The sequence below is a fragment of the Bartonella sp. SL320 genome, from assembly GCF_059687635.1.
Genome location: NZ_CM185143.1, coordinates 39,692 through 65,619 on the forward strand (window position 1 = coordinate 39,692; position 25,928 = coordinate 65,619).

Below are 25,928 nucleotides of genomic sequence, written 5' to 3' on the forward strand. Positions count from 1 at the left end.
TATAATGATAAATTTTATTGAACCTCTAATCTTTACGCTTATGAAGGAGCATTCATGAGCATAAGCCACTTCAAATGCCAAAGGCTATCAAAATATGGCAATTGGTAAAAAATGGTAGTGTCGACTTGCACTTTCATATATGTCAAGGCATGAGCATAAACGTTAAAATAACGGTGCCCATTAACATGATCACTCTCGTCTGTTACTTACAATAACAACATTTTACCAAACAGCATTTAACAAGCCACTAGACAATCATGATCTGTTTTTTCAAATAGGATATCATCTCTTTATTACAAACTCTCCCTCATCATCAACTCTATTGTCAGCATCTTCAACCTTAACCCATTTTAAAGATGGATCATTTTATTGGTTCACGACCAAAGCCTTTAAAATTTTTTATTCCATTGGCTTCAACACAGATTTCTGAAGATAATAGAATAAAATCAAGACACAACGTTGTAAGATGAAAATTATATATTTTATAAATGCTTAAAGCATGAAAACTCCTCGTGCAGTATTTTATATGAAATGGAATAACATATTAATTAATAATGATAATTTATATTTTTTCTCCTTGAATAAGAGAAGCGAGTATTGTAGGCTTTTTGCTTTAAAGCCTCCTCCATATGGCATTATATAAAGTGCCAAGAGCTTTTGTGATATGGGAGTATCAATAGAATAATGATATCTGCTTATATCTTGTATCAGTGAAGGAGTGGTGCACATACCATTTATGAAGGATTTTGCGTTATACGAAGCGCCGTAGCATGAAAGCGTGTAACGCGCATTGAAATAAAGAAGGCTCTTTTTGTAAAAAGTTAAGAGGTTTTCATTAAGAGTGCTTCAATCTTGCATAAAGCAACGAGAAAATATAGAAGCACTTCATGGCAATAAAACAAATTTCTTCTTTTGATAAACATCTTATTATTCGCCTTTTGCGAGAAAATTTTCGTAAGCATGTGCGTTGGTATAGTGCAGCTATTATCTCAATGATCATTATTTCCTGCACAACCGCAACCAGTGCATGGATTATGCGTGATGTTGTTAATCAGATTGTTGATGCACAAAATTTTCATATGATCGTTTTGATTTCTAGCTTCATTGCTTTTATCTTTATTCTTAAAGGAATTGCAACTTTTGCCCAAACTTACTTTTTAAGCAAAGCAGGCAACAGTATCATTGCTGAACAACAGCGCAAAATTTATGCGCGCCTTATGGAACAAGGTGTTTCTTTTTATCATAATAACACATCATCTGATCTTCTTGTTCGTGTAACCCATAATGCGACAGCTGTGCGTAATATCATTGATACTATTATCACAACTTTTGTACGTGACTTGCTTTCCGTTTGCGGTCTGTTGCTTGTTATGTTCATTCAAAACTTTGTGTTAATCTCCATTACTTTAATCGTAGGACCACTCGCTTTTTTAGGTGTTCGAATGGCTTTAAAACGCGTTCGCCGCCTGATGGAAAAAGAGCTTATTTCACTTGGTGAGATTATAAAAATCGTCCAGGAAACGGCTGTTGGTATTCGAGTCATCAAGGCTTTTTCACTAGAAGAAGTCATGAAAAAACGAATGGACAAAGCTATTTGTGACGTTGAAAAACAAACCAATAATATTGCAACACTTGAAGCAATTACCAATCCAATTATGGAAACACTCACGGGTGTCGCCATTGCAGGTATTATCTGTTTTTCCGGTTACCTTGCAACCCAACGCGCAGGTGTTCAAGGTGAATTTATGTCCTTTATTGTTGCTTTACTTTTGGCTTATGAACCCGCAAAAAGATTAGCAAATGTCCGTGTCAAAATTGAATCTGGCTTGGTCAATATTCGTACGATGTTTGAAATACTCGATCGTCCCCTTACAGTTATAGAACATGAAGAAGCTAAAGATCTGAATAAAACGTCAGGAGCTATTCGCTTCGAGCATGTTTCTTTTGCCTATACTGATAACAAAATAGTCTTGAAAGACATTAATCTAGAAATAGAAGCTGGAAAAATGACAGCATTGGTAGGGCCATCCGGTTCAGGAAAGTCAACCCTTATCAATCTTATTATGCGCCTCTATGACCCCACAAAAGGACGTATATTGATTAATAATCAAGACATCCGCTACACAACATTTCGCTCCCTAAGAAACTTGATGGCCTATGTAGGACAAGATACTTTTCTTTTCCAAGGAACTGTTAAATATAATATTGGTCTTGGAAAAGAAGGAGCATGTGATGACGAAATCATCGAAGCTGCAAAAGCTGCAAATGCTCATGACTTTATTATGGGGTTGCCAAATGGTTATGATACACAAATAGGTGATAATGGCTGTAACCTTTCAGGAGGACAAAAACAACGACTCGCTATTGCTAGAGCAATGATTCATGACAGTGAGATTCTGATTCTTGACGAGGCAACAAGTGCGCTCGATTCACACACTGAAGCACAAATTAATGAAGCTATTCATCACCTTACCAAAGGACGCACAACGATCATTATTGCTCATCGCCTTTCAACAATTGCTCGTGCTCATAAAATTGTGGTCATAGAAAATGGACAACTGATTGAACAAGGAACTCAAAAAGAATTACTCGCAAAAGAACACGGATTTTATAAAAAACTTCATACTATTCAGTTCAAAAAACACACGTCCTAATTTCTAAATCTTTACATAAGATTTAAAATAAAAAAACGGATAAAATCTAACGCCTCACTTTTAATACTACAAAGTCACAATATTATTTTAATGAAGAATTGGCACAGAATTTATGGTTTATTGAGGATAAATTTCGTGAACTTAGATGAAAGCCTTCGCTTTTGTTTTATTGAATACAGTTGATTTTTTAATCATGTAACTTGAGAACAAAACACTTCTTCTCTTTTTAAGAAAGTGATAGAACATGCATTAATTTTAAAAATCTTAAAAAAGGGGGACACCATTAAGTTTTGAAAAAATTTCACAAAGGAAATAAAATCTAAATTGATGCTGCCTTTATCCATATTTATCTTCACACTGAGTATTTTTTATCTCAAATAAAAGATACAATGTTGTTTGCTTATTTATTCTTTATATCTATGATGAAACAATCAAAATCACTTTTGTACATTATAAAAAATATTAGCGTGTCCATAAAAACGCTTAAGATAAGTAATAAAATATCTACACGCTTTTGAGTATAAAGACTGCTGGCAACATGAGAAGCTGAAAATAGCATGATAATGCCAAGCGATATCTTTATTCAATACTTACACAGTTATTCATACAAGAGTATGGATTGTATACCATTCATAAGGGATGCTTTATACAACTTCACAAGTAGTATCATAAAATAGGCTTAAACGCACACCGAGAAATGTTTCTTTAAAACAAGCTCATGAATGTGTTCTATTTTGGGGAGATATTTCGGGGTGTTATAAGAAAAGTGATTTCATTAAAAAACATAATAAACGAAAATGTAAAACAATAAGTCGTTTTTATTATAAACAATATTCCTTTAAATGCTTTTAAATATAAAATTTGTGCCCTATAAATTTTACGCTTACCGCGCCCTTTGGTTTATCACGTTCTTTAATGGAATCACGTACTTCACGTGAGATAGAATACCACTGTGTCGAAAATTCACAGGCTTGTTTTAAAAAGATATCTCTCAACACTCTCCCAAGCATATTTTACGACAACATTCGTGAATTGTATAACGATAAATCCATTGAGTGCCCTCCATTTTTAGGCTTATGGAATAACACATCGGCACCATCACATACTTTTCCAGCACCAATATGGAGCAAGCCCTTAGCTTTTGAAATGTGCAGAAGAAGCATTTTTAGTCATCTCTTAATCATTTTTTATCTACGCAGAAGTTCCCACTTGTAATAAGTAAGCGAATGGTTTTGATTAATTCGCCATGAGTTTAGCTTGTCAGTGGTTTTTGGATATTTTTACTTAAATTTTGCATCAATTTATTTTATTACGAATGATTTTTAAGGGGGTCTCAAAGACTTTTTTTACTTTTATCCCACAATTCCGATTTTTGTTATTTTGTACACTTTTTTGCGATTTTAGATGTCAAAATCTATTTTAATAAACGCACATTTAATGGTAAAAAACTCATAAAAATAATCAATTATCACGTATTCCTATCTAATCCCACATAGTACAAAACCTCATGTCAAATTATAATGAGAAAGTTTTGCAATGAATGCGAAAAGATTACGGTATTCAACGTTCTGCTTCCAGTTGAATAACAGCAAATTATATTTATAACTCAATAGGTTGTATATATTATAACGCTTTAGGCAACAGTATAAAATGGGCTTGAGAAATAGATAAGAATTTCTCTAAAATAAATACAAATAAGAAAAATAACATACTTTTTTCGTAAAGATTTGGTCTCTTTAGAAAATAGCATCAATAAAAAATCAAATATTTTAGATCATTCTTTTCACACTAGAATAACACACTTCCCCTTTGAGTGTATTCCTCGTTGAGGCTTTCTTTCTCAGCTTTAGAAAGAAGAAGCAAAAAATAAAGAAATTGTTTTTTTAATTTTTAATAATCTCTTTCATAAAAGAGACCAATACTTGAATTTTGTTCATTTCCTATAGCGCCCTTAGCTTTGAGATGACGCGAAAGATCCAAATTAATTGTCCCTTTTGTTGTTCCATCAGATCCTGCTTCAAAGCCTAAATAAATGTTATTATGTATGTAGCGTCCAATACGTAAACCTGTATTACCCTTTTCATTAACGATAACATCAAGATCATCAAGCCCAATTTTAGTTCGTAAAGTGTTCAACAAAGATGTATTAGAAGCACCCGCAAGATCAGCTGCTGCTGCCGCAAGTTGAGCAATCTGAAATGGTGATAGTTCACTTAGAGAACGATTAAAAATCAAACGCGCTAAAATCTCATCCTGTGGCAAATTCGGTTGTGAAGAAAAATTAATATCAAGATTATCAATCGTTCCACTTACGGTTACAGTAACGTGAATGTCACCACTATTATTATTGGTTACAAAATAAACCGTAGGATTAAGATTACCACTAAAGCTTGCTTGTCCTTGATCAAAATTAAGACGCTGTGAAAGAATATCAAAACGTCCACGAATCATTCTAAATTCACCCACTGGATGTACATCATTTAATGGTCCTGCCAGATTAATACGTCCTCCTAGTTCCGCATCTAACCCTTTCCCCCGTACAAAAAATTGATTACGTGCTGTCACACGCATATTTGATAATACAACAGATGAAGATTCTTTTGTGATACTAGGGCTTTTGTTCGTGTTCTTAATATCAGCACGTTCAAGAGTTGTTTGAATCGATTTGGTTAAATTCTTATTTTTAACATCAAGAAACTTGGCACCTTGAAAATGATCCGGAACCAAAATTTCAGCTTTTTCAACGATGATATCACCACCAATAGCAAGATCATTCAAAAGATGACCTGTCATTGTCATCTTACCTGACAATGTTGCAAGAATCATAGAGCCATCATTATAATTGGCATTATCAAGATGAAAGATTAAATCTGTCTCTAAATCATTAGAGATACGACCTGAAGCAGAAATTTTTCCTCCTTCAGACGAAGAAGCTGAAGCTTTCTCTATAAGAATATGATCGCCGTTTAATTTGCCTTCAAGCGTTATATTATTCAATCCTACATTGGTTTTTGAATCAAAAAAACTACCATCACCGATAGAAATATTGCCAATAAATTGTGGCTTTGATAACGCGCCATTAAGAGTTGTATCAATTCTTGCTGTACCCGTTATATGGGCACCCCGCTTAGCTAATAAAAGATTAACAAAATCAAGAGGCATTATTCCTTTAATGTTTAATTTTGCCTCTGAACCATTAAGAGAAACAGGCCCATGGATGGAAAGATCTAATCCTTTATCTCCTGTCGCTACCATATTTTCAATATGAAATATCGACTTTTTATAAGAACCATGCGTATTGATATTGATTGACATCGGCCCTTTATGCGTCATAGCGGTTAAACTTTGACTAGAAAGTTTAAAATGAGCAGAAGGATCCTTCATTGTTCCGTCAATATCAATTTTACCGATCACCGTCCCATCAAGTGCTTGTCCTGCAATAAAGCTATTTGCCAAACGTGCCGATAAACTTTGTAAATTAATATGAAGATCAAGTTTGTCTTTCTCTAAAGATACAAGCCCTTGAGCTTGTGCTTGTACGCCTTCTCCTGTTAAATTTGCATTCAAAGTAAGGTTTTGATCTAAAGTTTTCCCCGTAGCAGAAAGCGAAAAAGGCATAATTTGTTTATCTTGAAGAGAAACCGTTGTCAGTCCCTCACCTTTTATATCGTAGGTTATATCAGGTTTTTTTAAATGCCCACGAATCATAACCTGTCCTGTTACACTCCCTGCTGCTCCAAGATCAGATTTCCACAGATTGGCTAAAGTAGCAGGAAGAGCATCCACGCTAAGGTGCAAATTAAGGGTATCTTGAATATTTCCTGCAAGCGTAATTTTACCGCCATTTATTGCAATTCCTAATTCATTGATTGTTATTCCATCTTTATCAAAAACAATGATTGACGGTTTTGGCAATGTCGCATGAAAATGGTGTTGTTTTAAATCTATGGCATCAATTTGCACTTCTCGTTTTATGCCTTTTGGAAGTTCTACACCCATTACACGACCAGAAAGTTGAGCATTAAGAGCATCATGCAACATTGCTTGGATAGTAAAAACCGTTTGGTCATTATTTCTATTGGCATGCGCATTTAAACGATTGACCATTATTAAAGGCGTTTGGATATGCTCTGCATTCATGACACCTTCAAACTGAGTCATACCAAAAGGATCAAATATGTCTGCATCTATTGCCAGTTTTTTTATTTTATTCTTAGCAAAATTCAAATGGTTAACATGTGCATTCACATGAGCTTTTTGTCTCCCATTTTGTTCATCAAAAATAAAATCTCCTTTTACTTTTCCACTACCATCCTGCAAAAATAATGCTGAAAGTACTGAAATATCATCGGCATCAATATGCAGCGCTCCTTTCAAAAAACCTCCAAGTTGTTGAGAAAGATCACCCGTTATTTTTGTATTTTCCCCTCTAATATCGATATCTTCAAGTTTTCGAATTTTATGAGAATCTTTAAAAGAAGCAGATATATGCAAAGGTTTTTTAGCAAAAGTTCCTTTACCTTTTACAAAACCCGTTAAAGAAGTAACGGATGCTGTATTATCTACAAGTGCCTTTATGTTAAGTGTTGTGTTTTGAAGTTTTTTCCCCACAACTAATGCTTCAGCAATATAGGCACGTGTATTGAGCTTTATATGGCTATTGCGTCCTCTTGCTGTCCCTTGAATTGTAAGGGCACCACTTATCTTCGGATTTAATTTGGTTAGATCAGATATTTGAGCAGATAAATCCATTTTAGCGCTTTCATCCGAAAAGTAACCATTAGCCTTTATGTTGGTATATTGATTTTTTAAATTTAAATGATTCAAAACGAAACCCATCGTATTTCGAGCAGCCCCCCCTGAAAGAGTGATATTTCCTTTGAGTAAACGATCAAAAGGTTGCACACCTATTTTCATATTATCAGCCATTCCTGATAATTTCAGATCAAAAATACCACTCAATAAACCAATCGTTCCTTTAGCTTTAATATCTGCACGACCAGAGAGTGGTTGTTTGCTGAATACTTCCAGAGGCGCTAATGTTTGAGCTTTTAAACCAAGATCGCCTTTAAAAACAAAATGCTCTATTGTTCCTTTTAACCAAGAAGAAAAACCCTGAGCCGTAACACTAAAATCATGAATCAAAATTGGTTTATTCGAAACAATGTCCGTATCTAAATGCATATGGACCGCTTGGCTTAAATCTTCTACGACCCCTCCCTTAATCTTTTTAACGCCTTGAAGTATTCCATTAACCTGAACACCAACATGACGAGAAGCCGCATTATCAAGATTTTCGCTTACTCCCCCCATATCAAAAACAGCATCGCGAATATAAATATTGTTATTGCTAAAATGATGGACAACAAGCCGACCATTCCAAGATTGCTGTCCTTCGCGACCATAGTCAATGTTCAAAGCAATATTATTGGCAGGCTTTGGTCTCTCTGGTATCGATAAATGAACAGACTCCTTTTCATTATCAAGTTCATTATCAAGAGCCATTTTACCATCAACAAAAAGTCGCCGCAAAAATCCATCAGCGGTTATTTCAGCATTAGCGATAACATTCATGGCTTGGCTCTGAAGAACCATCTGATCAAGGTGGGTTACCCCCTCCTTTGTCCTTCTTGCCTCTGCTTTTAATGTTATATCAGATGCGAAGAGATGGCGATATTGAGCCGGTATTAAAGGGCTCAATATTCCCTCTAGTTTCGTAGAAAGACTGTGTCCTTCTGAAATACTTGCAAGAATAATATTACCATTTAAAAGAGAATGATGGTCAGCTTCTAAAGAAAGCTTGACAACCAAATCATCAAAAGTACCATCACCTTTAATGGCGAGATTTAATGCTGGACGCCTTTCAATATTCAAAACATTCGCTAAAATACCATTTTGTGGTTCATTAACAGAGATATTAATTTGAGCTGTGCGGTTGCTCTCAGATATCTTGGTGAGAATAGAAAAAGAGCCCGGTGCATCTAAACGATGCGCCGCTATATTAACATCAAAATCACTACTTGCCAAAGTGAAATTGCCTTCTAAAGACATATCAGCAGCAAAACCAAAAAGGTTCTGTTCAAATATCACATGTTGAGCTGTAAGCGTATTGATAGAAAGAGCGAGCGGCAATTTTGGTAAAGAAAACTTACCCATCTCAAGAGAAGAAACAAGAGAAGAATTGCCTTGCGGTTTGCGTAAAAACGTAACCTGCTCTGCCGAAAGCTGGTTAATATCCATACGTCCTCTCAGCAACGCTAGACGATTCCAATCCATTTTCGCATTGGTAATTTTAAGCCAAACCCCTTTTTTATCACTGATCGTAATCGCATCAATTGATGTTTGAGAAGACAGTGTTCCTTGCATATTGTGTAAACGAACTTGACGATTAGGCGCAGAAAGCTTGCGCTCAATTAAAGAAACAAGCCATGAACGATCATCTGTTTTCATTTCACTAGAAGGAAGAATACCTTCTCTTTGTGCAAAAACAAAACCACCGACCAAAAAAAATAAAAATCCTAAGAAGAAAGCCGATAAACGTACACTTTTTTTCATTAAAATGCTTGTCCTATACCCACATAAAAACCAATACGAGGATCACCCTGCTCTCTCTTTAAAGGAAAGGCTAAATCAACGCGTAAAGGACCAAGGCCCGTCATATAGCGACCTCCTATACCGGCTCCCCATTTAATTTTCTGAGAAAAATCAAAATTCGCTTTTTTCCCTACGAGACCTCCATCAAGAAAACTGACAAATCCTATTTTATCATTGAGAGAAAAACGCAATTCTGCCGATCCCTCAATAAGCGCCCGTCCGCCGACAACCGCATCATTTTCTGTCTTTATACCAATATTACGATAAGCATACCCACGAACAGAGCCCCCACCACCAGCAAAAAAAAGCGTATCCGCAGGGACGTGTGCTGTATCATTTCCAAGAATTGTGCCAAGCTTTGCCCGCGCTGCTAAAACAAAATGATCCCCTTCATCCAATGACCAATAAGAACGACCTTCTGCCGTTACTTTGGCAACAAAGTTGCTAAAACGCATTTCATAAAAAGGTTCAACAATTACCTCACCATACAAACCTTTTGTCGCATTAAACTTATTATTACGACTATCGTAAATCAAACCGCTAGGAAAACTAACTGTTGTAAAGTGACGACTGCCAAAATAGATATCACGTGAGTAGCCATTTGAAACTTCTACAGCAGTCTGTCCCGATAGATTACTATTGAAAATATGCGTAATACCTAATTTCCCTTTGATGGCTTTTGTTGTATAATTTTCTAGGACATCTTGCTGTATTTTTAACTCTGATCTGAGATCTGTATCAGGCGTAAGTACACCGGGCTTTATAAACGTGCCTCCAAAGAGGTAATCAAAGTTTTTAAAATTATATGATTGTTTTTTGTTGTTGCCAACACCATTTATTTTTGTCTCAATTTTAAGGACCTCTGCATGACCAAAAAGATTGTTATGCATCCAATAAGCTTCAAAACCAGCACCATCTAATGTTGAGTAACTACCCCCTAAACCAAAACGACGCGGTTTACGTTCTTGTACAATAAGCATAAGTGGTAAACTGCCATCTTTGTTAATAGTATCAGCCTCACGTATATTGATAGCACGAAAAACACCAAGGCGCGCAAGACGTTCATTTGCCTTAGCTAACGCATCGGAATCATATTTCTGGCCTGGTTTTAATCCGGTCATCCATGCGATATAAGCTGAATCGACACTTGGTTTCTTACTTATATTACGGACACTTAAAGGACCATAATAAGCCTTTTGTCCAGGGTCAACAACAATCCGTCCTTCAACATGTAATGCAGCATGGTCAGCCACGACCTCACTCTTCATAATTTTAGCTTTAGCATAGCCTTGTTGACGCCATCTTTCTACTGCCCATTTTTCTGCTTTCAAAATGGTTTCAGATTTGGCAATAGCCCCAACTTTATAGCCCAACTCTTCAATTGTGGGCATTTTATGCGCTTTACGTTTTTCAAGAGGCGCTACTTTATCAATATTTGCAATACTAAAAACATATTGTGGGCCGGCATTAACCGTAATAACGACATTAGAGTGTGCTGGAAGTTGCGTTATCGGACTTAAATCAGCAGCTTCTAACCCATTAATTTTGATACTAATAACACCACCATAGCGTCCATCAGCATAAAGAGCCGAAAGAATTGCCCGATAATCTGAACGTGCTTTGGCTAACAAACCAGAAGAACTGGCAGATACTTTCTCTTTATCTGCAACAAGAGAAGAGACAGATTTAACTATTTTTATACCTTCCGATGGTGCCCCTGGTGGTGTAACAACATCAACTTTATAAAATTTTTCTGTACTTTTGACAGAACGTGAAGAAGAATTTGTTTTCTTTTGACCAAAAAGAGGAATGCCAAAAAAATCAAATGCAGCAAGTGGCTGTGGAAAAGCAAAAGAAAAACACAAGCCCATAAATACACAGCGCATGGTTCCTGATTTTAACAAAATTCTCGTCTGGTATACCATAAATCAGATACCTTTAATACACTTTGCATATACTACACTTTAAATAATATAAAATAAGAAAAGGTAGGTATAACTACTTCGCATATTTTACACGTTCTATCACATTAAATAAAACTCTGCGATACATAACGTTATCCTCCCCTTTATATCTTCACAAAATTCTTCTCTGTTGTGTCACATAAACAGCTTCATTAACAGCTTCATTCGTTTTTCTTAACATATTCATTTAGCTTATTATAAATGTTTTATTGCGCTCCATATTATCATGGTTAAATTTGTACAAATAACTTGCCATGAGAACGCTACAAAAACCTGCATAGCTATATAGATCGCTCCATTAAAAAAACCATAGAAATGCTTCTTGATTTTTATGCGTAGATATGATTGTCTCTCCCACGTCTAAAGGGGGGATAAATGATCGCACGTATTACAACTGTTGCTTTTCGCGGTCTAGAGGCTGTCCCTGTCGATGTACAGGTTATGATTTCGTCCGGAAAAATGGGAATGGCTATTGTTGGATTAGCCGATAAAGCAGTTGCAGAAAGCCGTGAACGCGTACAAGCAGCCCTCCATGCCTGTGGTCTTTCTATGCCAACCAAACGAATTACAATTAATCTTGCACCAGCTGATTTGCCTAAAGAGGGATCACATTATGATTTACCAATTGCTGTAGGCTTAATGGTTGCTATGGGTATCCTTCCTCCTGAAGTAGCGCAAGACTATGTCATTTTAGGCGAATTATCACTTGATGGCTCACTGACCAGCGTTAATGGCGTTTTACCAGCAGCTATGACGGCTGTATCACTCGATAAAGGACTGATTTGTCCCTTTCAATGTGGACCTGAAGCAGCATGGGTAAATGCAGAAATAAATATTCTTGCCCCAGAAACTCTTCTTACGATCGTCAATCATTTTAAAGGAACCCAAATTCAAAAACGTCCACAACCCCGTCAATATACTATCAAAACTGAACTTCCAGATCTTTGCGAAATCAAAGGACAGAAAACTGCCAAAAGAGCCTTAGAAGTTTGTGCTGCTGGACGCCATAACCTTTTGTTTGTGGGGCCTCCTGGTGCTGGAAAATCTATGTTGGCGCAACGCTTACCTTCTATTTTACCCCCTCTTGATAGTCGTGAGCTTTTAGATGTCTCTCTGATTGCTTCTATTACAGGAGAAACAATTCATCATACCATTTCACTTCATTGCCCCTTTCGTTCCCCCCATCATTCTGCTTCCATGGCTGCAATGATTGGTGGAGGACTTAAAGGACGACCAGGAGAAGTCTCTCTTGCCCATAATGGCGTATTATTTCTTGATGAATTGCCTGAATTTTCTCCGCAAGTTCTTGATTCTCTTCGTCAACCTTTAGAAAGTGGAGAATCGGTTATCGCTAGAGCTAATCATCATATAAGCTATCCTGCTCGCTTCCAACTCATTGCTGCAATGAATCCTTGCCGATGTGGTATGGCAGGTGAAAAGGGTCATGTTTGTGCTAAAGGAATACGCTGTCAAATTGACTATCAATCCCGTATTTCTGGTCCGCTTCTCGATCGTATTGATTTACGAATTGATGTCCCTGCTTTAACAGCGATGGATCTTATGCAACCAGAGCAATCAGAAAAAAGCTTTGACGTTGCAAAACGCGTCGCACGATGTCGTACCATTCAAGCCAAACGTTTTGCAACACTAGGGCTTGACCAGATTCGAACCAATGGCGATTGCCCTGCCAAAATTATAGAACAAATTGCCATTCCTGATAAAAATGCCGCTATACTTTTACGAGATGTGAGTGAAAAAATGCGCCTTTCTGCACGTGCTTATCATCGCATTCTCAAAGTTGCACGCACAATTGCTGATCTTGATGAATCCGATCATCTTTCACGCCACCATCTCGCAGAAGCCATCTCCTATAGACTTGGTACAGAAAGATTAACAGCTCTTAACTAAAAACTGTTGACTAGTAAAAACTTATTGGAAAATAACGCAAATAAAGCTCTGTAAGTTTACCATCCTCTTCTAGAGATTTTAATGCATAATTAAGGATATCAATCAATTTGTCGTTCTTTTTTGCAACAGCAAGCTGCATTCCCTGCCCCAATAACTGTGGTGCCATATAGGCCCCCCCAACAAAATGGCAGCAATCAACAAATTTTTGATTTTTGAACCATAACGATAAAGCAAATCCATCATCAAAAATAAGGTCGATTTTATGCTCCTGTAAGGCTTTATAGAGCTCTTCTCTCTCTTTAAATCCTTGCCATTTTGCTTTAGGAAAATAATCATGAAAGAGCTTTTCGTGAACACTTTTCGATAAAACACCACTGGTTAAATGGATCAATTGATCACTTATTGGCTCATCGAGATTTAAAATTCGAGAAGCAACAAAGCGCGCTGGAAAGCGCAAATATGATTTTGTAAAAACAAGATCTTGCTGGGTCTGACTTGTTTCTTTTAAACCCGCAATAATGACTTCTGCACCACCATTTTTAACATGTCCTACAAGCTCTGTCCAAGGAAAAACTTCTACTTCACAAAATTTTTCTAACTTTAATTTTGAACAAATAGCCCGCAATAAATCGACATTATAGCCTGCAAGATGCCCCGTTTCATCAAGAAAATTAAAAGGAGGAAAATCAAAAGTTGTTACAAAACGCAAACGCGTGATATCCGTTGTATCAGGTTGTACTGAATGTTCATGCGAATCAAAAAAAGAAGGCAACCTTCCAGCTATTTCAGCTTCTAAGTCAGAGGAAAATAGAAATCCCCCTGCTACCAATAAAATACGAATAAAAATAGTGTATAGATTATTGCGTAAAAAGCCCCCAAAACGCCATTGAAGATGTTTTACATATATAAGTTTTCTTATTTTCAAAATCTCTCCCCCATTTTCAAAGTTAAAATGCAACTCTGCTTAGTTATTATCTAACGCACTTCACCAGAATATCTGCCGCTTAATAAATAAAATTCTTGCTATTTTCTAAAACTGTTAAAAAATTTCACAGTTTTCTTGTTTTGAAATGCGTTTTAAGAGTTAGACTTTTGATCTCAAATGATCTCAAATTTTCCCAAACAAGTATATAAAAACAATTTAAAAGAAATGAACCTTATAGTATTTGACGTTATACTTTTCAAAAGTCGTTGAAAATAAATCTGCACACATTGAGAGATACTTCTTAAAAAAGTGCGTGAATAAGCAATATGATAGCGTTTTATTTTGAATGAGAAATCTAAACTCTATGACAAGAATAACGCAAATAAATACACACAATAATTCCCGCCTTAACCTAACATACAACAAACGGAAGCAGCTTAGAAAACGCGTTATCTTTGCTTTAAATATATAACTTCATTAGGATTGAAGATTGATCTATAGATAAAAAAGTAAAAGCTTTGTTTTTGTAACAGAAAGATACACAATTCGTTTTGAAATATTATGTATGTGAAAAAATAAACAAGAGTCTCACTCTTGGCACAATTTTAAAATTTGCATTTAAAGCTTACATAAAGCTTCATTGACCTTGTCCCCAAATCTAAAAGGAAAAGGATTCATACCAATGTTTGCTTATAAACAGTCGGGTTTTCTCGATAAATTACGCTTTTAATTTCTTTAGTCTTCCATTCATGCGATTCACTTAAACAAAAGGCTTTCAAGTCCTCCCCACAATATTTACCCACACCGTATAAATACTTAAATATATCAAAGATGCGCTTACTCGTCTTATATCACCATCCTCAATGGACGATATTTTGTTGTAGAATAGTGCAATATCATTTCATCATTCGCTCCATTGTATATCGACAGATATTGAATCTAGAGCTGATATACGGTAAATGTTTAATGTGGTTATTCCATAAATAACTGATCAGAACATTGTGCTTTAAACAATGCGGATAGAATATTGTAAATTGAACACAGAAATGGACTAACTTTATGAGTGATGAAATAACCTCACCGGAACAAAATAATGACTATGGTGCCGCTTCTATTAAAGTTCTCAAAGGTCTTGATGCTGTACGCAAACGTCCTGGTATGTATATCGGTGATACTGATGATGGATCGGGGTTACACCATATGGTCTACGAAGTTGTCGACAATGCTATCGATGAAGCTTTAGCTGGTCATGCAACTCTTGTAAATGTTACACTCCATGCTGATGGTTCTTGTTCTGTTCGTGATAATGGACGTGGAATTCCGACAGATATCCATCCAACAGAAGGTATTTCTGCTGCTGAAGTTATTATGACACAGCTTCATGCTGGTGGAAAGTTTGATCAAAACTCTTATAAAGTTTCAGGTGGATTGCACGGTGTTGGTGTCTCTGTTGTGAACGCACTTTCCGTTTGGCTTAAATTGAAAATAAAGCGAAATGGTAAAATTCATGAAATATCATTTACCCATGGGGTGGCTGATGCTCCCTTAAAAGTTGTTGGTGATTGTGATCAAGAGAGTGGAACAGAAATTAGATTTTTACCAAGCTCTGAAACCTTTACGATGGTTGAGTTTGATTTTGAAACTTTAGAGCGCCGTTTACGGGAATTGGCCTTTCTCAATTCTGGGGTTCATATTCTTCTTGTTGATGAGCGTCATGCTGACATTCAATCCGTTGAATTGCATTATGAAGGTGGATTAACAGAATTTGTCAAATATATTGATCAATCAAAAAAACCGCTGCTTGATACTCCTATCTATATTGCAAGTGAAAAAGATGGCATGAGCGTTGATGTTGCTCTATGGTGGAATGATTCCTACCATGAAAAGGTCTTGTGTTTTACCAATAATATTCCTCAGCGTGATGGTGGAACACATTTGATTGGTTTTCGAAGTGCTCTTACACGCCAAATTAATGGTTATGCTGAATCTTCAGGGATTGCCAAAAAAGAAAAAGTAAATTTAACTGGTGATGACTGCCGTGAAGGATTAACAGCAATTCTTTCTGTCAAAGTTCCGGATCCTAAATTTTCTTCACAAACAAAGGATAAGTTGGTTTCTTCTGAAGTACGCCCTGTTGTTGAAAATTTGGTCAACGAAGGTCTTTCAATATGGCTGGAAGAACATCCCAATGAAGCAAAGCTTCTCATCAGTAAAGTGGTGGAAGCTGCAACAGCACGTGAAGCCGCACGCAAAGCACGTGAACTCACAAGGCGAAAAGGAGCGCTTGATATCACCTCTCTGCCAGGAAAGCTTGCCGATTGCCAAGAACGTGATCCTGAAAAATCAGAAATCTTTATTGTTGAGGGAGATTCGGCAGGTGGTTCAGCAAAAAGTGGACGCTCACGTCAAAACCAAGCAATTTTACCACTCCGCGGTAAAATTCTCAATGTTGAACGAGCACGCTTTGACCGTATGCTCTCATCTGATATGATCGGAACACTGATTACAGCTCTTGGAACGTCTATTGGTAAAGATGAATTTTCACCCGATAAATTACGGTATCATAAAATTATTATCATGACAGATGCGGACGTTGATGGAGCCCATATCCGCACTCTGCTACTTACTTTCTTTTTTAGACAAATGCCTGAGTTGATTGAACGTGGACATCTTTATATTGCTCAACCACCTCTTTATAAAGTATCGCGTGGAAAATCTTCTCAATATATTAAAAATGAGGCAGCTTTTGAAGAATTCTTGCTTGATACGGGACTAGAAGAAACAACACTTGAACTTGCAACGGGAGAAGTTCGTGCAGGAGCTGATTTGTATCAACTCGCTAAAGATGCTCGTATTTTACGTCAGCTTTTAAATAGTCTTCATACCCGTTATGATCGCAATATTGTTGAGCAAGCCGCTATTGTTGGCGCGTTTAACCCTGAGGCCTTTGCAACACACGAAAAAGCGCAAAAAATAGCAGATGCGGTCGCGCATCGTCTTAATCTGATTGCTGATGATATGGAACAAGGGTGGAGTGGACAATATACAGAAGATGGAAATTTGTGTTTTGAGCGTATTTTGCGTGGTGTTAAAGATGTTATCACACTTGATGCTGGACTTATAAATTCAACAGATGCCCGTCAAATTGATCGCATCTCCCAAAATTTTATCGACATATATCATCCCCCTGTTCTGTTACGCCGCAAAGAGAAAACAGAGCGAATTTTTGGCCCTATGAGCCTTTTAGAGAGCATTTTTACAAATGGTAAAAAGGGTATTACGCTTCAACGTTATAAAGGTCTTGGAGAAATGAATGCTGAACAGCTTTGGGAAACAACGCTTGATCCCAATGCACGTTCTCTTTTACAAGTAAAAATTAATGATGCAACTGATGCAGATTCACTCTTTTCTCGTCTTATGGGTGATGAAGTTGAACCTAGACGCATTTTTATTCAAGACAATGCCTTAAGCGTTGCCAATCTTGATATCTAAAGGTACTTTTCTGTTTTGGCTCTATAACCGTTGCAGTTTTATACGTTGTTTTTCGTATTTGAACATTCCCTCGCTATTTCATTTACGATAAAAAAATAAGGAAGGTCATATACATGGCAACTGAAACAGAACGTGTAGGAATCGAAGGTGGCATGGAGCACTCTTTTGGTTTTACAAGAGTTGATGAAACACAAAAACAATCCATGGTGGATGGTGTGTTTCATTCTGTTGCTGAAAATTATGACAAGATGAATGATATCTTATCCTTAGGGCTGCATCGTGTGTGGAAAAATTCCATGATTGCATGGCTTTCTCCACCAGCGCTTTCTCATTGGAAAGTTCTTGATGTTGCTGGTGGTACAGGTGATATTGCTTTTCGCATTCTTAATGCTTCACGCCAAAAAGCCCATGCAACAGTGCTTGATATTAATGGCTCAATGCTCAGCGTTGGAAAAAAGCGTGCACAAAAAAATGGTCTTGCCCCTCTGATTGATTTTGTTGAAGCCAATGCAGAACATCTTCCCTTTAAAGATCAAAGCTTTGACGCTTACACGATTGCTTTTGGAATTCGCAATGTTCCTCATATTGATCAAGCCCTTAGAGAAGCTTTTCGTGTTTTAAAGCCCGGTGGACGTTTCCTATGTTTAGAATTTTCAAATGTTGAAATGCCCTTGCTTGATAAAGTTTATGATCTTTGGTCTTTCCATGCTATCCCTAAGCTGGGTCAATTTATTGCAAATGATGGCGATGCCTATCGTTATTTGGTTGAATCTATTCGCAAATTTCCCAAACAAGATGATTTTTCCCATATGATCAAACAGGCGGGATTTTCACGCGTATCTTACCGCAATCTCACCGGTGCAATTGCAGCGCTGCATTCAGGTTGGAAAATTTAAAAATGGTGCAAATTTCTCCCTATTTTCAATTGATGCGTGCGGGATGGGTTTTAGCGCGTGAAGGTGTTTTAAGTGCTCTCCCCCATGATGATCTACGAGGATTTCCTGCATTATGTCATCGCATAGCGGGTGCATTAGCGCGACGTAAAACGAAAAAAAAACAACGATCTGAAAATATTTCGCATGCTATCAATAAGCTTGGACCTTCTTATATAAAACTTGGTCAATTTCTTGCCACAAGACCTGATATTGTCGGACGAGATGTTGCAGAGGATTTGTCTCAACTACAAGATCGCGTCCAAACATTTTCTTGTACTGCCGCTATTGCTCAAATTGAAAGTTCTCTTGGTCGCTCTATTGATGATTTATTCATCAATTTTTATCCCCCTATTGCCGCTGCTTCTATCGCTCAAGTTCATCCGGCTGAATATAATGATGAAAGCGGTCATCAGAAAAAATGTGCCGTAAAAGTCATCCGTCCCAATATTAGAGCGCGTTTTTCTAAAGATCTTAGAGGATTCTATCTTATTGCGCATTTACAAGAACGCTACATCCCTGCCTCTCGAAGATTGCGCCCTGTTCGTGTGGTAGATACTTTAGCACAAACAACACGTCTTGAAATGGATCTACGCTTAGAAGCAGCAGCTATATCTGAAATGGCTGAAAATATTCAACAGGATACAGGCTTTCGGGTGCCAAAAATTGATTGGGAAAGAACAGGACGTAATGTTCTCACCATGGAATGGATTGATGGTATAAGAATATCTGAAATTTCCAAACTTAAAGAAGCAGGATTTGATTTACAAGCACTTGCTATCACGCTTATTCAATCCTTTCTACGCCACACATTGCGTGATGGTTTTTTTCATGCCGATATGCATCCTGGTAATTTATTTGTAGACTCAAATGGATGTATTGTTGCTGTTGATCTAGGCATTACAGGAAGGCTTGGAAAAAAAGAAAAGCATTTCCTTGCTGAAATTCTTTACGGCTTTATTACCCGCGATTACCATCGGGTAGCACGCGCTCACTTTGAAGCAGGTTATGTCCCTTCACACCATAATATTGAAAGCTTTGCGCAAGCTAATCGCGCGATTGGTGAACCTATTCACGGACAATCAGCACAAAGTATTTCCATGGCTAAGTTGCTCACCTTGTTGTTTGAAGTCACTGAATTGTTTGACATGCAAACACGACCTGAACTTTTATTGCTGCAAAAAACAATGGTTGTCGTGGAAGGTGTTGCCCGCACATTAGACCCCAATTTTAATATGTGGAAAGCTTCTGAACCCGTTGTCAGAGAGTGGATTAGTAAAAATTTAGGACCCGTAGGTGTAGCAAAAGACTTTAGTGAAGGAGCGCAAACTCTTCTTTCGCTGGCACGCAAAACACCGCAATTGGTACAAAATTTTCAACGTATAGAAGAAGATTTCAATCAAATGAGAAAAACAGGGGTTAATCTTTCTCCTGCGACCCTCAAAAAACTGGCTAGCGAACAAAGTCGTCAAAACCGTTATGGTCGTTATAGCCTTTTTATCATTGCACTTTGTTGCGTTTTTTTCACTTTTTACTTTTTTCATCTTTTCTAATCTTCCTAATATGCTAAAAATATCAACAATGAAATCATTGCAATCATTTTATTTCTTGGAGGTATTTTATGGCTAGTCTTACTATTCGTAACCTCTCGCCTGAAGTTAAGGAAGCTTTGCGTATACGTGCCGCGCAAAATGGCATTTCTATGGAAGAAGAAGCGCGCCGCCTCCTCAGCAATCCTATCACTCCAACGATACCCTCTTCTCAAGCAAGTGACATTGAACTGCAATCATTGCAATCAAAATCACTCCTTCTTATTATTGGTGGTAGTATTGCTGCCTATAAAGCGCTTGATCTCATTCGTCGTTTAAAAGAACGTGGAGCACACTTAAACGTTGTAATGACAAAAGCAGCGCAAAAATTTATTACGCCTTTAGCCGCTGAAGCTCTCAACGGTGATAGGGTATATACTGATTTATTTTCACGCGAAGAAGAACATGATATTGGGCATATCCGACTAGCACGTAATGCTGACCTCATTATTTTAGCCCCCGCTACAGCCAATCGCATCGCAAAAATAGCCCATGGTATAGGAGATGATCTCACCGATTGCATCCTTTTAGCAGCACGCTGTCCACTCTTAATTGCTCCCGCTATGAATCCAGCCATGTGGGCACATCCAGCTACTGTTCGCAATGTTGCACAATTACGTGCAGATGGCGTTCATATTATCGGACCAGAAAGCGGAAATATGGCTGAACGTGACGAGACAGGCTATGGACGCATGAGTGAACCCTTAACCATTGTCGCTGCCATAGAGGCTCTTTTGAATGTGCATGAAAAACCTCTCTCTGGCCGCCATTTCATCGTTACCTCTGGCCCTACCCATGAACCAATTGATCCCGTGCGCTACATTGCTAATCGGTCTTCTGGTAAACAAGGTCACGCCATTGCAACCGCTCTTGCGCATTTGGGTGCAAAAGTAACACTTATTTGTGGACCTGTTCATCTTGCAGACCCACAAGAAGTCAAAACCATTCATGTTGAGACAGCACAACAGATGCTACAGACCGTTCAAGAAACATTGCCTGCGGATGGTGCTATCTTTGTTGCCGCTGTTTGTGATTGGCGCAGTAAAACGCAATCTTTACATAAAATTAAAAAGAATGCTCATAAAACACCACCATCCCTCCATATGGTCGAAAATCCTGATATTTTGGCAACAATTGGGCGTGCTCCAAACCGCCCCCCATTGGTCATTGGTTTTGCTGCTGAAACATGTGATATCATTACGAATGCGCAAAAAAAATATAGCGAAAAAGGTGCTGATTTTATTTTGGCTAATGATATTTCTCTTCAACCAGATGGCACAAGTGTCATGGGGGCTGATACAAATCAAATTTATCTCATAAGTAAAGGAAAAGTCGAAAAATGGCCTCTTATGAGTAAAAATAACATAGCGCAAAAATTGGCAAACATGATTGTATCATTTTTTGCCCCCCAGATGCCTACTCTTCATGAAGAAAAAAATCCCATTTCAAATAATAAATTTTAAAACGCTAAGACATTTCATAAAATAAGAACTGAACTTTTGAATATATAGAAGATGTCTATCCATCTCGACTCGACTAGACTAGCTAACACATTAATTTATAATGATAATATAGCGTTCTTTATATTGAAGATGATCAATTCTCTTCATAAATCAATGGTGCGATGATCTAAAAAATTATTCTCTCCAATGCACCATTTTTATGAAAAATTCTTTAATGAGCTTTTATTATCCAGCTTTTAAAATTAAAAACTTCTATTTATTCAAGTTTTATTTTAAGCTAAGCAATTCTGGTCATTTCTTTATTTTGATTGCTTATTTTATCTATTCTATAAGAAAAATTTATCTTACATTTTAATCATATATAAAGGTGAAAAATTCTCTTCTTTTGCAAAACAATATCAATGTATTTCTTGTTTTTTATTCTTCTTTCCTTAATTTATTAATCTATGATTCTTACTGCTGCCTATCGTGCTTTACAACGCCTTGTGACCTCGCAATATAGTATTATGATACTGAAAGCATTAGGGGTTACTTTTTTCGTGCTGGCCATTTTATGGTTATGTGTGCACCAAATTTTTGTGTCTTACTTTTGGCCTTGGATTGCTCAGTTTCTTCCTGGACTCCCGAGTTGGGCCGGGTGGTTGGGATTTAGCATGCTTATCATCTTTAATCTTGGTTTGGCTCTTTTATTGGCTTTTTTTATTGCCCCCATCACAGCTATGATTGGTAGTTTTTTCATTGACTCTGCTGCTGAGATCATCGAAAGGCAAGACTATCCAAATGAGCCTCTTGGTCAAGCTATGCCATTTGGGTGTTCTCTTGTTCTTTCCTTTAAATTTGTTATTTTAAGCCTTCTTGGTAATGGAATTGCTTTTATTTTATTCTTCATACCAGGTGTTAATTTGATTGCTTTTTATGTTATTAATGGTTATTTGCTTGGGCATGAGTATTTCTTGTTTGCAGCTTATCGTTTTCGAACAGAACAAAATGCGCGCGCATTTTTACATACCCATTATACAACGGTTTTTGGCGCTGGATTGTTGATCGCGGTTTTTGTTTCGATTCCCATTCTTAATTTGGCCACACCGCTTTTTGCAGCTGCTTTTATGACACATTTACACAAAATGCTTTCCCAAAAAACATAGAACGCATCACTCAAAAATAAGGTTTCTTGAACTTTAAACCTAACAAAACTTGCCCGCTAAAAAAGCATACTATTAAAATTTTAAGCTTAATCTTTTTTAATTCAAGACATTAATTTATAATGATAATTTATTTAACATGAGTAAAAAACCTAAATATCATAAGAACTTCTCATTTTAACTCTCATCATATTGGATCAATTGCAATCGTTTGTTGAAATATCATAAACGGAGTGGTGTGTGGATAAAAGCCTTTTAAAAAAGCATACAATACCACTCACTAATATTCTCAAACGCAAGAATTGTTGTCACATTGGAAACTAGAAAAGGGTATGCAGATATTGTACCTTCTATTTCAGTAAAAATAGAAGAGCTTATGGATTTTATACCTTTCATAGAGAGTGTATACTCTTCATAGGAACTAATCATGAGAGAATTTTGGGAATATGTAAGACTGTTAAATCTAGCAATGCGTTAATGTACAATAAAAATGATATTTTTTGGGTGCTTTATTTTATATGAAACGCACGCGCTTTAAGCAAACCGGTTGAAAAAAATCTTGCTCTGGTGTTCGCGTTTCGCTAACATAACGTTATCATATTCATTATCTTTAATAGGTTTGTGACCTTATTAAGGTTTTGTATTATACGATTTCTTTGCTTTAGGGCTGTTGATATTAATGATTAATTGGAGAAGCATTTTTATTAAAAGAAAATGGGCTGTTTGTTAACCAGCGCAAGAGGTGAGTTTTAATATCAAAGTCAAAGAATAAAAACATGTAAGTTCTTAAAAATTCTAAGAAATTTTTTATAGGGAATACTCTTCGTGCATATGATTTTTATGGTATTGGAAATATTAAAAATAAAATAAACAATGAGGCTAAAGCTATACGTGCACGGATAAAAGTATTAAATAAATTTGTACGTTCGACCAAAAAAGAAAATGTGACTGCCTAAATTCTATATTTTTTCAAATCATGCAAAAGATGTATAATATTTAAAGGAAGGCTATAAAGATGAACTGGATTACAAATTATGTTCGTCCTAAAATTAACTCTATATTGGGACGCCGTGAAATTCCAGAAAATCTATGGATTAAAGATCCTACCACTGGTGAAATGATCTTCCATAAAGATCTGGAATCTAATCAATTTGTGGCTCCCAATTCTGGACATCATATGCGTATCAGTGCCAAAAATCGTCTCATGAATTTTTTTGATGATGGTGTCTATACAGCTCTTGAAAATCCAAAAGTTGTCACAGATCCTTTAAAGTTTCGCGATGAAAAACGCTATATTGACCGCTTAAAAGATTATCGTGCTAAACTTGGTGTTGATGACAATATTTTAAGTGCACGTGGTACGATTGAAGGCTTACCCATTATTGCAACCGTTCAAGATTTCGCCTTTATGGGTGGGTCTCTCGGTATGGCTTCAGGAGAAGCTATTATCAAAGCTTTTGATACTGCCATTGCGGAAAAGCGTCCGTTGGTTCTTTTTGCTGCTTCTGGTGGTGCACGCATGCAAGAAGGAACACTCTCACTAATGCAAATGCCTCGTACAACCGTAGCGATTGAAATGCTGAAAGAAGCAAAACTTCCCTATATTGTTGTTCTGACCAATCCAACCACCGGTGGTGTTACTGCTTCTTACGCTATGCTTGGCGATATTCACATTGCTGAACCTGGCGCTATGATTGGTTTTGCTGGTCCACGTGTGATTCAACAAACTATACGTGAAACTCTACCAGAAGGATTTCAAAGTAGTGAATATCTACTCGAACATGGTATGATTGACATGGTTGTATCGCGCTTAGAAATGAAAACAACCATTGCACGCCTTTTACGCTTAATGATGAAACATCCTGCTGTTATTAACCCTTCCACCCCATCCCCCACAGACTCTCAATCATCGCTTTCGACAACAAAAGCAGCTTAAATTTATGCCAAACAGTCAAGTGCAAAGGATGGTGGATGATTTACTAAAGAATTATCCAAAAAAATTTGATCTTTCTTTAGGCCGTATTCTTCACCTTTTAGAGCGTCTTGGTAATCCACATTTAAAACTTGCTCCTATTATTCATATTGCTGGAACAAATGGCAAAGGATCTGCCTCAGCAATTTGCCGTGCTCTTTTAGAAAGTGCTGGCTACTGTGTTCATATGTACAGCTCACCTCATCTTGTAAACTGGAATGAACGCTGCCGGTTAGGCCAAAGAGGAGGGGGTAAACTTGTTACAGAAAGCCTATTGGCTGAAACAATCCGTGAAATTATAACCGTCAATCGTCAAGAACCGATTACTATTTTTGAAATTTTTACAGCCGCTGCCTTTATGCTGTTTAGGTTACATCCAGCTGATGTTGTTATTTTAGAAGTTGGGTTGGGAGGACGTTTTGATGCTACAAATGTCATTAACAAACCAGCTGTATCGCTTATTATGCCCATTGATTATGATCATGAGAACTTTCTTGGCGATACAATTTCTCAAATCGCTTTTCAAAAAGGGGGAATTATAAAACCAAATGTTCCCGTGGTTATCGGTAAGCAAAATTATGAAGAAACGCTTGCTACTTTAATATCCCTTGCCGATAAAAATAAAGCACCTTATTCTCTCTTTGATCAAGATTATCAAAGCTATAAAGAACATGGATGTATGGTTTTTCAAAACAATCAAGGTCTCATGGATCTTTCCCTTCCTAACCTCATTGGAGATCACCAAGTTGCCAATGCTGGTGCTGCTCTTGAAACAGTCTATCAAGCAGGTTTTCAACTTTCAGAACAAGTCATCAATGACGCTTTAAAAAATATTTATTGGCCCGCACGGATGCAACATTTAACCCATGGATATTTGGTTGATCAATTATCCCCTAATATTGATTTATGGCTCGATGGTGGTCACAACCCTGCTGCTGGAAAAGCTATTGCTTCAGAACTTATGCAATGGAGAAAAAAAACAAATCGTCCTATTATTATGATTGCTGGCATGCTTAATACCAAAGATGCTGTCGGTTATTTTCGTCCTTTAGCAAACCTTGTCGATAAAGTGTATACGATACCACTTATTCACAATAACGCCAGTGTCTGTCCCGTAAACTTAGCTGAATCGGCCCAAAAAGCAGGAATCTGTGCATCCCCTCAAACACACTTACAAGGTGCTTTGCATAAAATTAAGATGGAATATAAAGAGGCTATTCTCCTTATTGGAGGATCTCTTTATCTTGCAGGCGATATTTTACGTGACAATAAAACACCACCATGTTAGAAGTG

Annotated in this window: 12 protein-coding genes; 9 read left to right on the plus strand and 3 right to left on the minus strand. The window is 37.1% G+C overall.

Going from position 1 to position 25,928, the window contains the following annotated elements; all coding sequences use genetic code 11:
• Positions 1-887 precede the first annotated feature (887 nt).
• Complete coding sequence (locus AC6ER8_RS00175; RefSeq protein ID WP_497078335.1) at positions 888-2,654, plus strand: ABC transporter ATP-binding protein; 1,767 nt, start codon at positions 888-890, stop codon at positions 2,652-2,654.
• A gap of 1,890 nt (positions 2,655-4,544) precedes the next feature.
• On the opposite strand, the gene AC6ER8_RS00180 is transcribed toward AC6ER8_RS00175, so the two are convergent.
• Complete coding sequence (locus AC6ER8_RS00180; protein ID WP_497078337.1) at positions 4,545-9,209, minus strand: translocation/assembly module TamB domain-containing protein; 4,665 nt, start codon at positions 9,207-9,209, stop codon at positions 4,545-4,547.
• Positions 9,209-11,173 carry an autotransporter assembly complex protein TamA gene (locus AC6ER8_RS00185; protein ID WP_497078339.1) on the minus strand — a complete coding sequence of 655 codons (1,965 nt, stop codon included), beginning with the start codon at positions 11,171-11,173 and terminating at the stop codon, positions 9,209-9,211. The genes AC6ER8_RS00180 and AC6ER8_RS00185 overlap by 1 nt, the downstream gene beginning before the upstream one ends.
• 414 nt (positions 11,174-11,587) lie before the next feature.
• On the opposite strand from AC6ER8_RS00185, the gene AC6ER8_RS00190 reads away from it, so the two are divergent.
• Entirely contained in the window at positions 11,588-13,120 is a 1,533-nt protein-coding gene (locus AC6ER8_RS00190) for a YifB family Mg chelatase-like AAA ATPase (protein WP_497078341.1), read from the plus strand.
• Between the two features lie 10 nt (positions 13,121-13,130).
• Here AC6ER8_RS00190 and AC6ER8_RS00195 read toward each other — a convergent pair whose 3' ends face one another.
• Positions 13,131-14,045, minus strand: a complete 915-nt coding sequence (locus AC6ER8_RS00195; protein ID WP_497078343.1) for an ABC transporter substrate-binding protein — start codon at positions 14,043-14,045, stop codon at positions 13,131-13,133.
• Positions 14,046-15,104: 1,059 nt separating this feature from the next.
• Between AC6ER8_RS00195 and gyrB the strand changes: the two genes are divergently transcribed.
• The 7 genes from gyrB to AC6ER8_RS00230 all read left to right on the plus strand — a co-directional run bounded on the left by gyrB (position 15,105) and on the right by AC6ER8_RS00230 (position 25,923).
• On the plus strand, positions 15,105-17,537 hold the full coding sequence (gene gyrB, locus AC6ER8_RS00200) for a DNA topoisomerase (ATP-hydrolyzing) subunit B (RefSeq protein ID WP_497078345.1): 2,433 nt from the start codon (positions 15,105-15,107) through the stop codon (positions 17,535-17,537).
• A 113-nt stretch (positions 17,538-17,650) separates the two neighbouring features.
• Positions 17,651-18,433: a bifunctional demethylmenaquinone methyltransferase/2-methoxy-6-polyprenyl-1,4-benzoquinol methylase UbiE gene (gene ubiE, locus AC6ER8_RS00205; RefSeq protein WP_497078347.1), complete on the plus strand. Its 783-nt coding sequence runs from the start codon at positions 17,651-17,653 to the stop codon at positions 18,431-18,433.
• Between the two features lie 2 nt (positions 18,434-18,435).
• Positions 18,436-20,022 carry a 2-polyprenylphenol 6-hydroxylase gene (gene ubiB / locus AC6ER8_RS00210; protein WP_497078348.1) on the plus strand — a complete coding sequence of 529 codons (1,587 nt, stop codon included), beginning with the start codon at positions 18,436-18,438 and terminating at the stop codon, positions 20,020-20,022.
• Positions 20,023-20,090: 68 nt separating this feature from the next.
• Positions 20,091-21,521 (plus strand): bifunctional phosphopantothenoylcysteine decarboxylase/phosphopantothenate--cysteine ligase CoaBC, encoded by a 1,431-nt coding sequence (coaBC, locus tag AC6ER8_RS00215; RefSeq protein WP_497078350.1) that lies wholly within the window; start codon positions 20,091-20,093, stop codon positions 21,519-21,521.
• 446 nt (positions 21,522-21,967) lie between these two features.
• Positions 21,968-22,666: a sulfate transporter family protein gene (locus tag AC6ER8_RS00220; RefSeq protein WP_497078352.1), complete on the plus strand. Its 699-nt coding sequence runs from the start codon at positions 21,968-21,970 to the stop codon at positions 22,664-22,666.
• A gap of 1,012 nt (positions 22,667-23,678) precedes the next feature.
• Positions 23,679-24,599, plus strand: coding sequence for an acetyl-CoA carboxylase, carboxyltransferase subunit beta (gene accD / locus AC6ER8_RS00225; protein WP_497078354.1), 921 nt, complete (start codon positions 23,679-23,681; stop codon positions 24,597-24,599).
• Positions 24,600-24,603: 4 nt separating this feature from the next.
• A complete protein-coding gene (locus AC6ER8_RS00230; RefSeq protein ID WP_497078356.1) occupies positions 24,604-25,923 on the plus strand; it encodes a bifunctional folylpolyglutamate synthase/dihydrofolate synthase in 1,320 nt (439 codons plus the stop codon).
• Positions 25,924-25,928 lie beyond the last annotated feature (5 nt).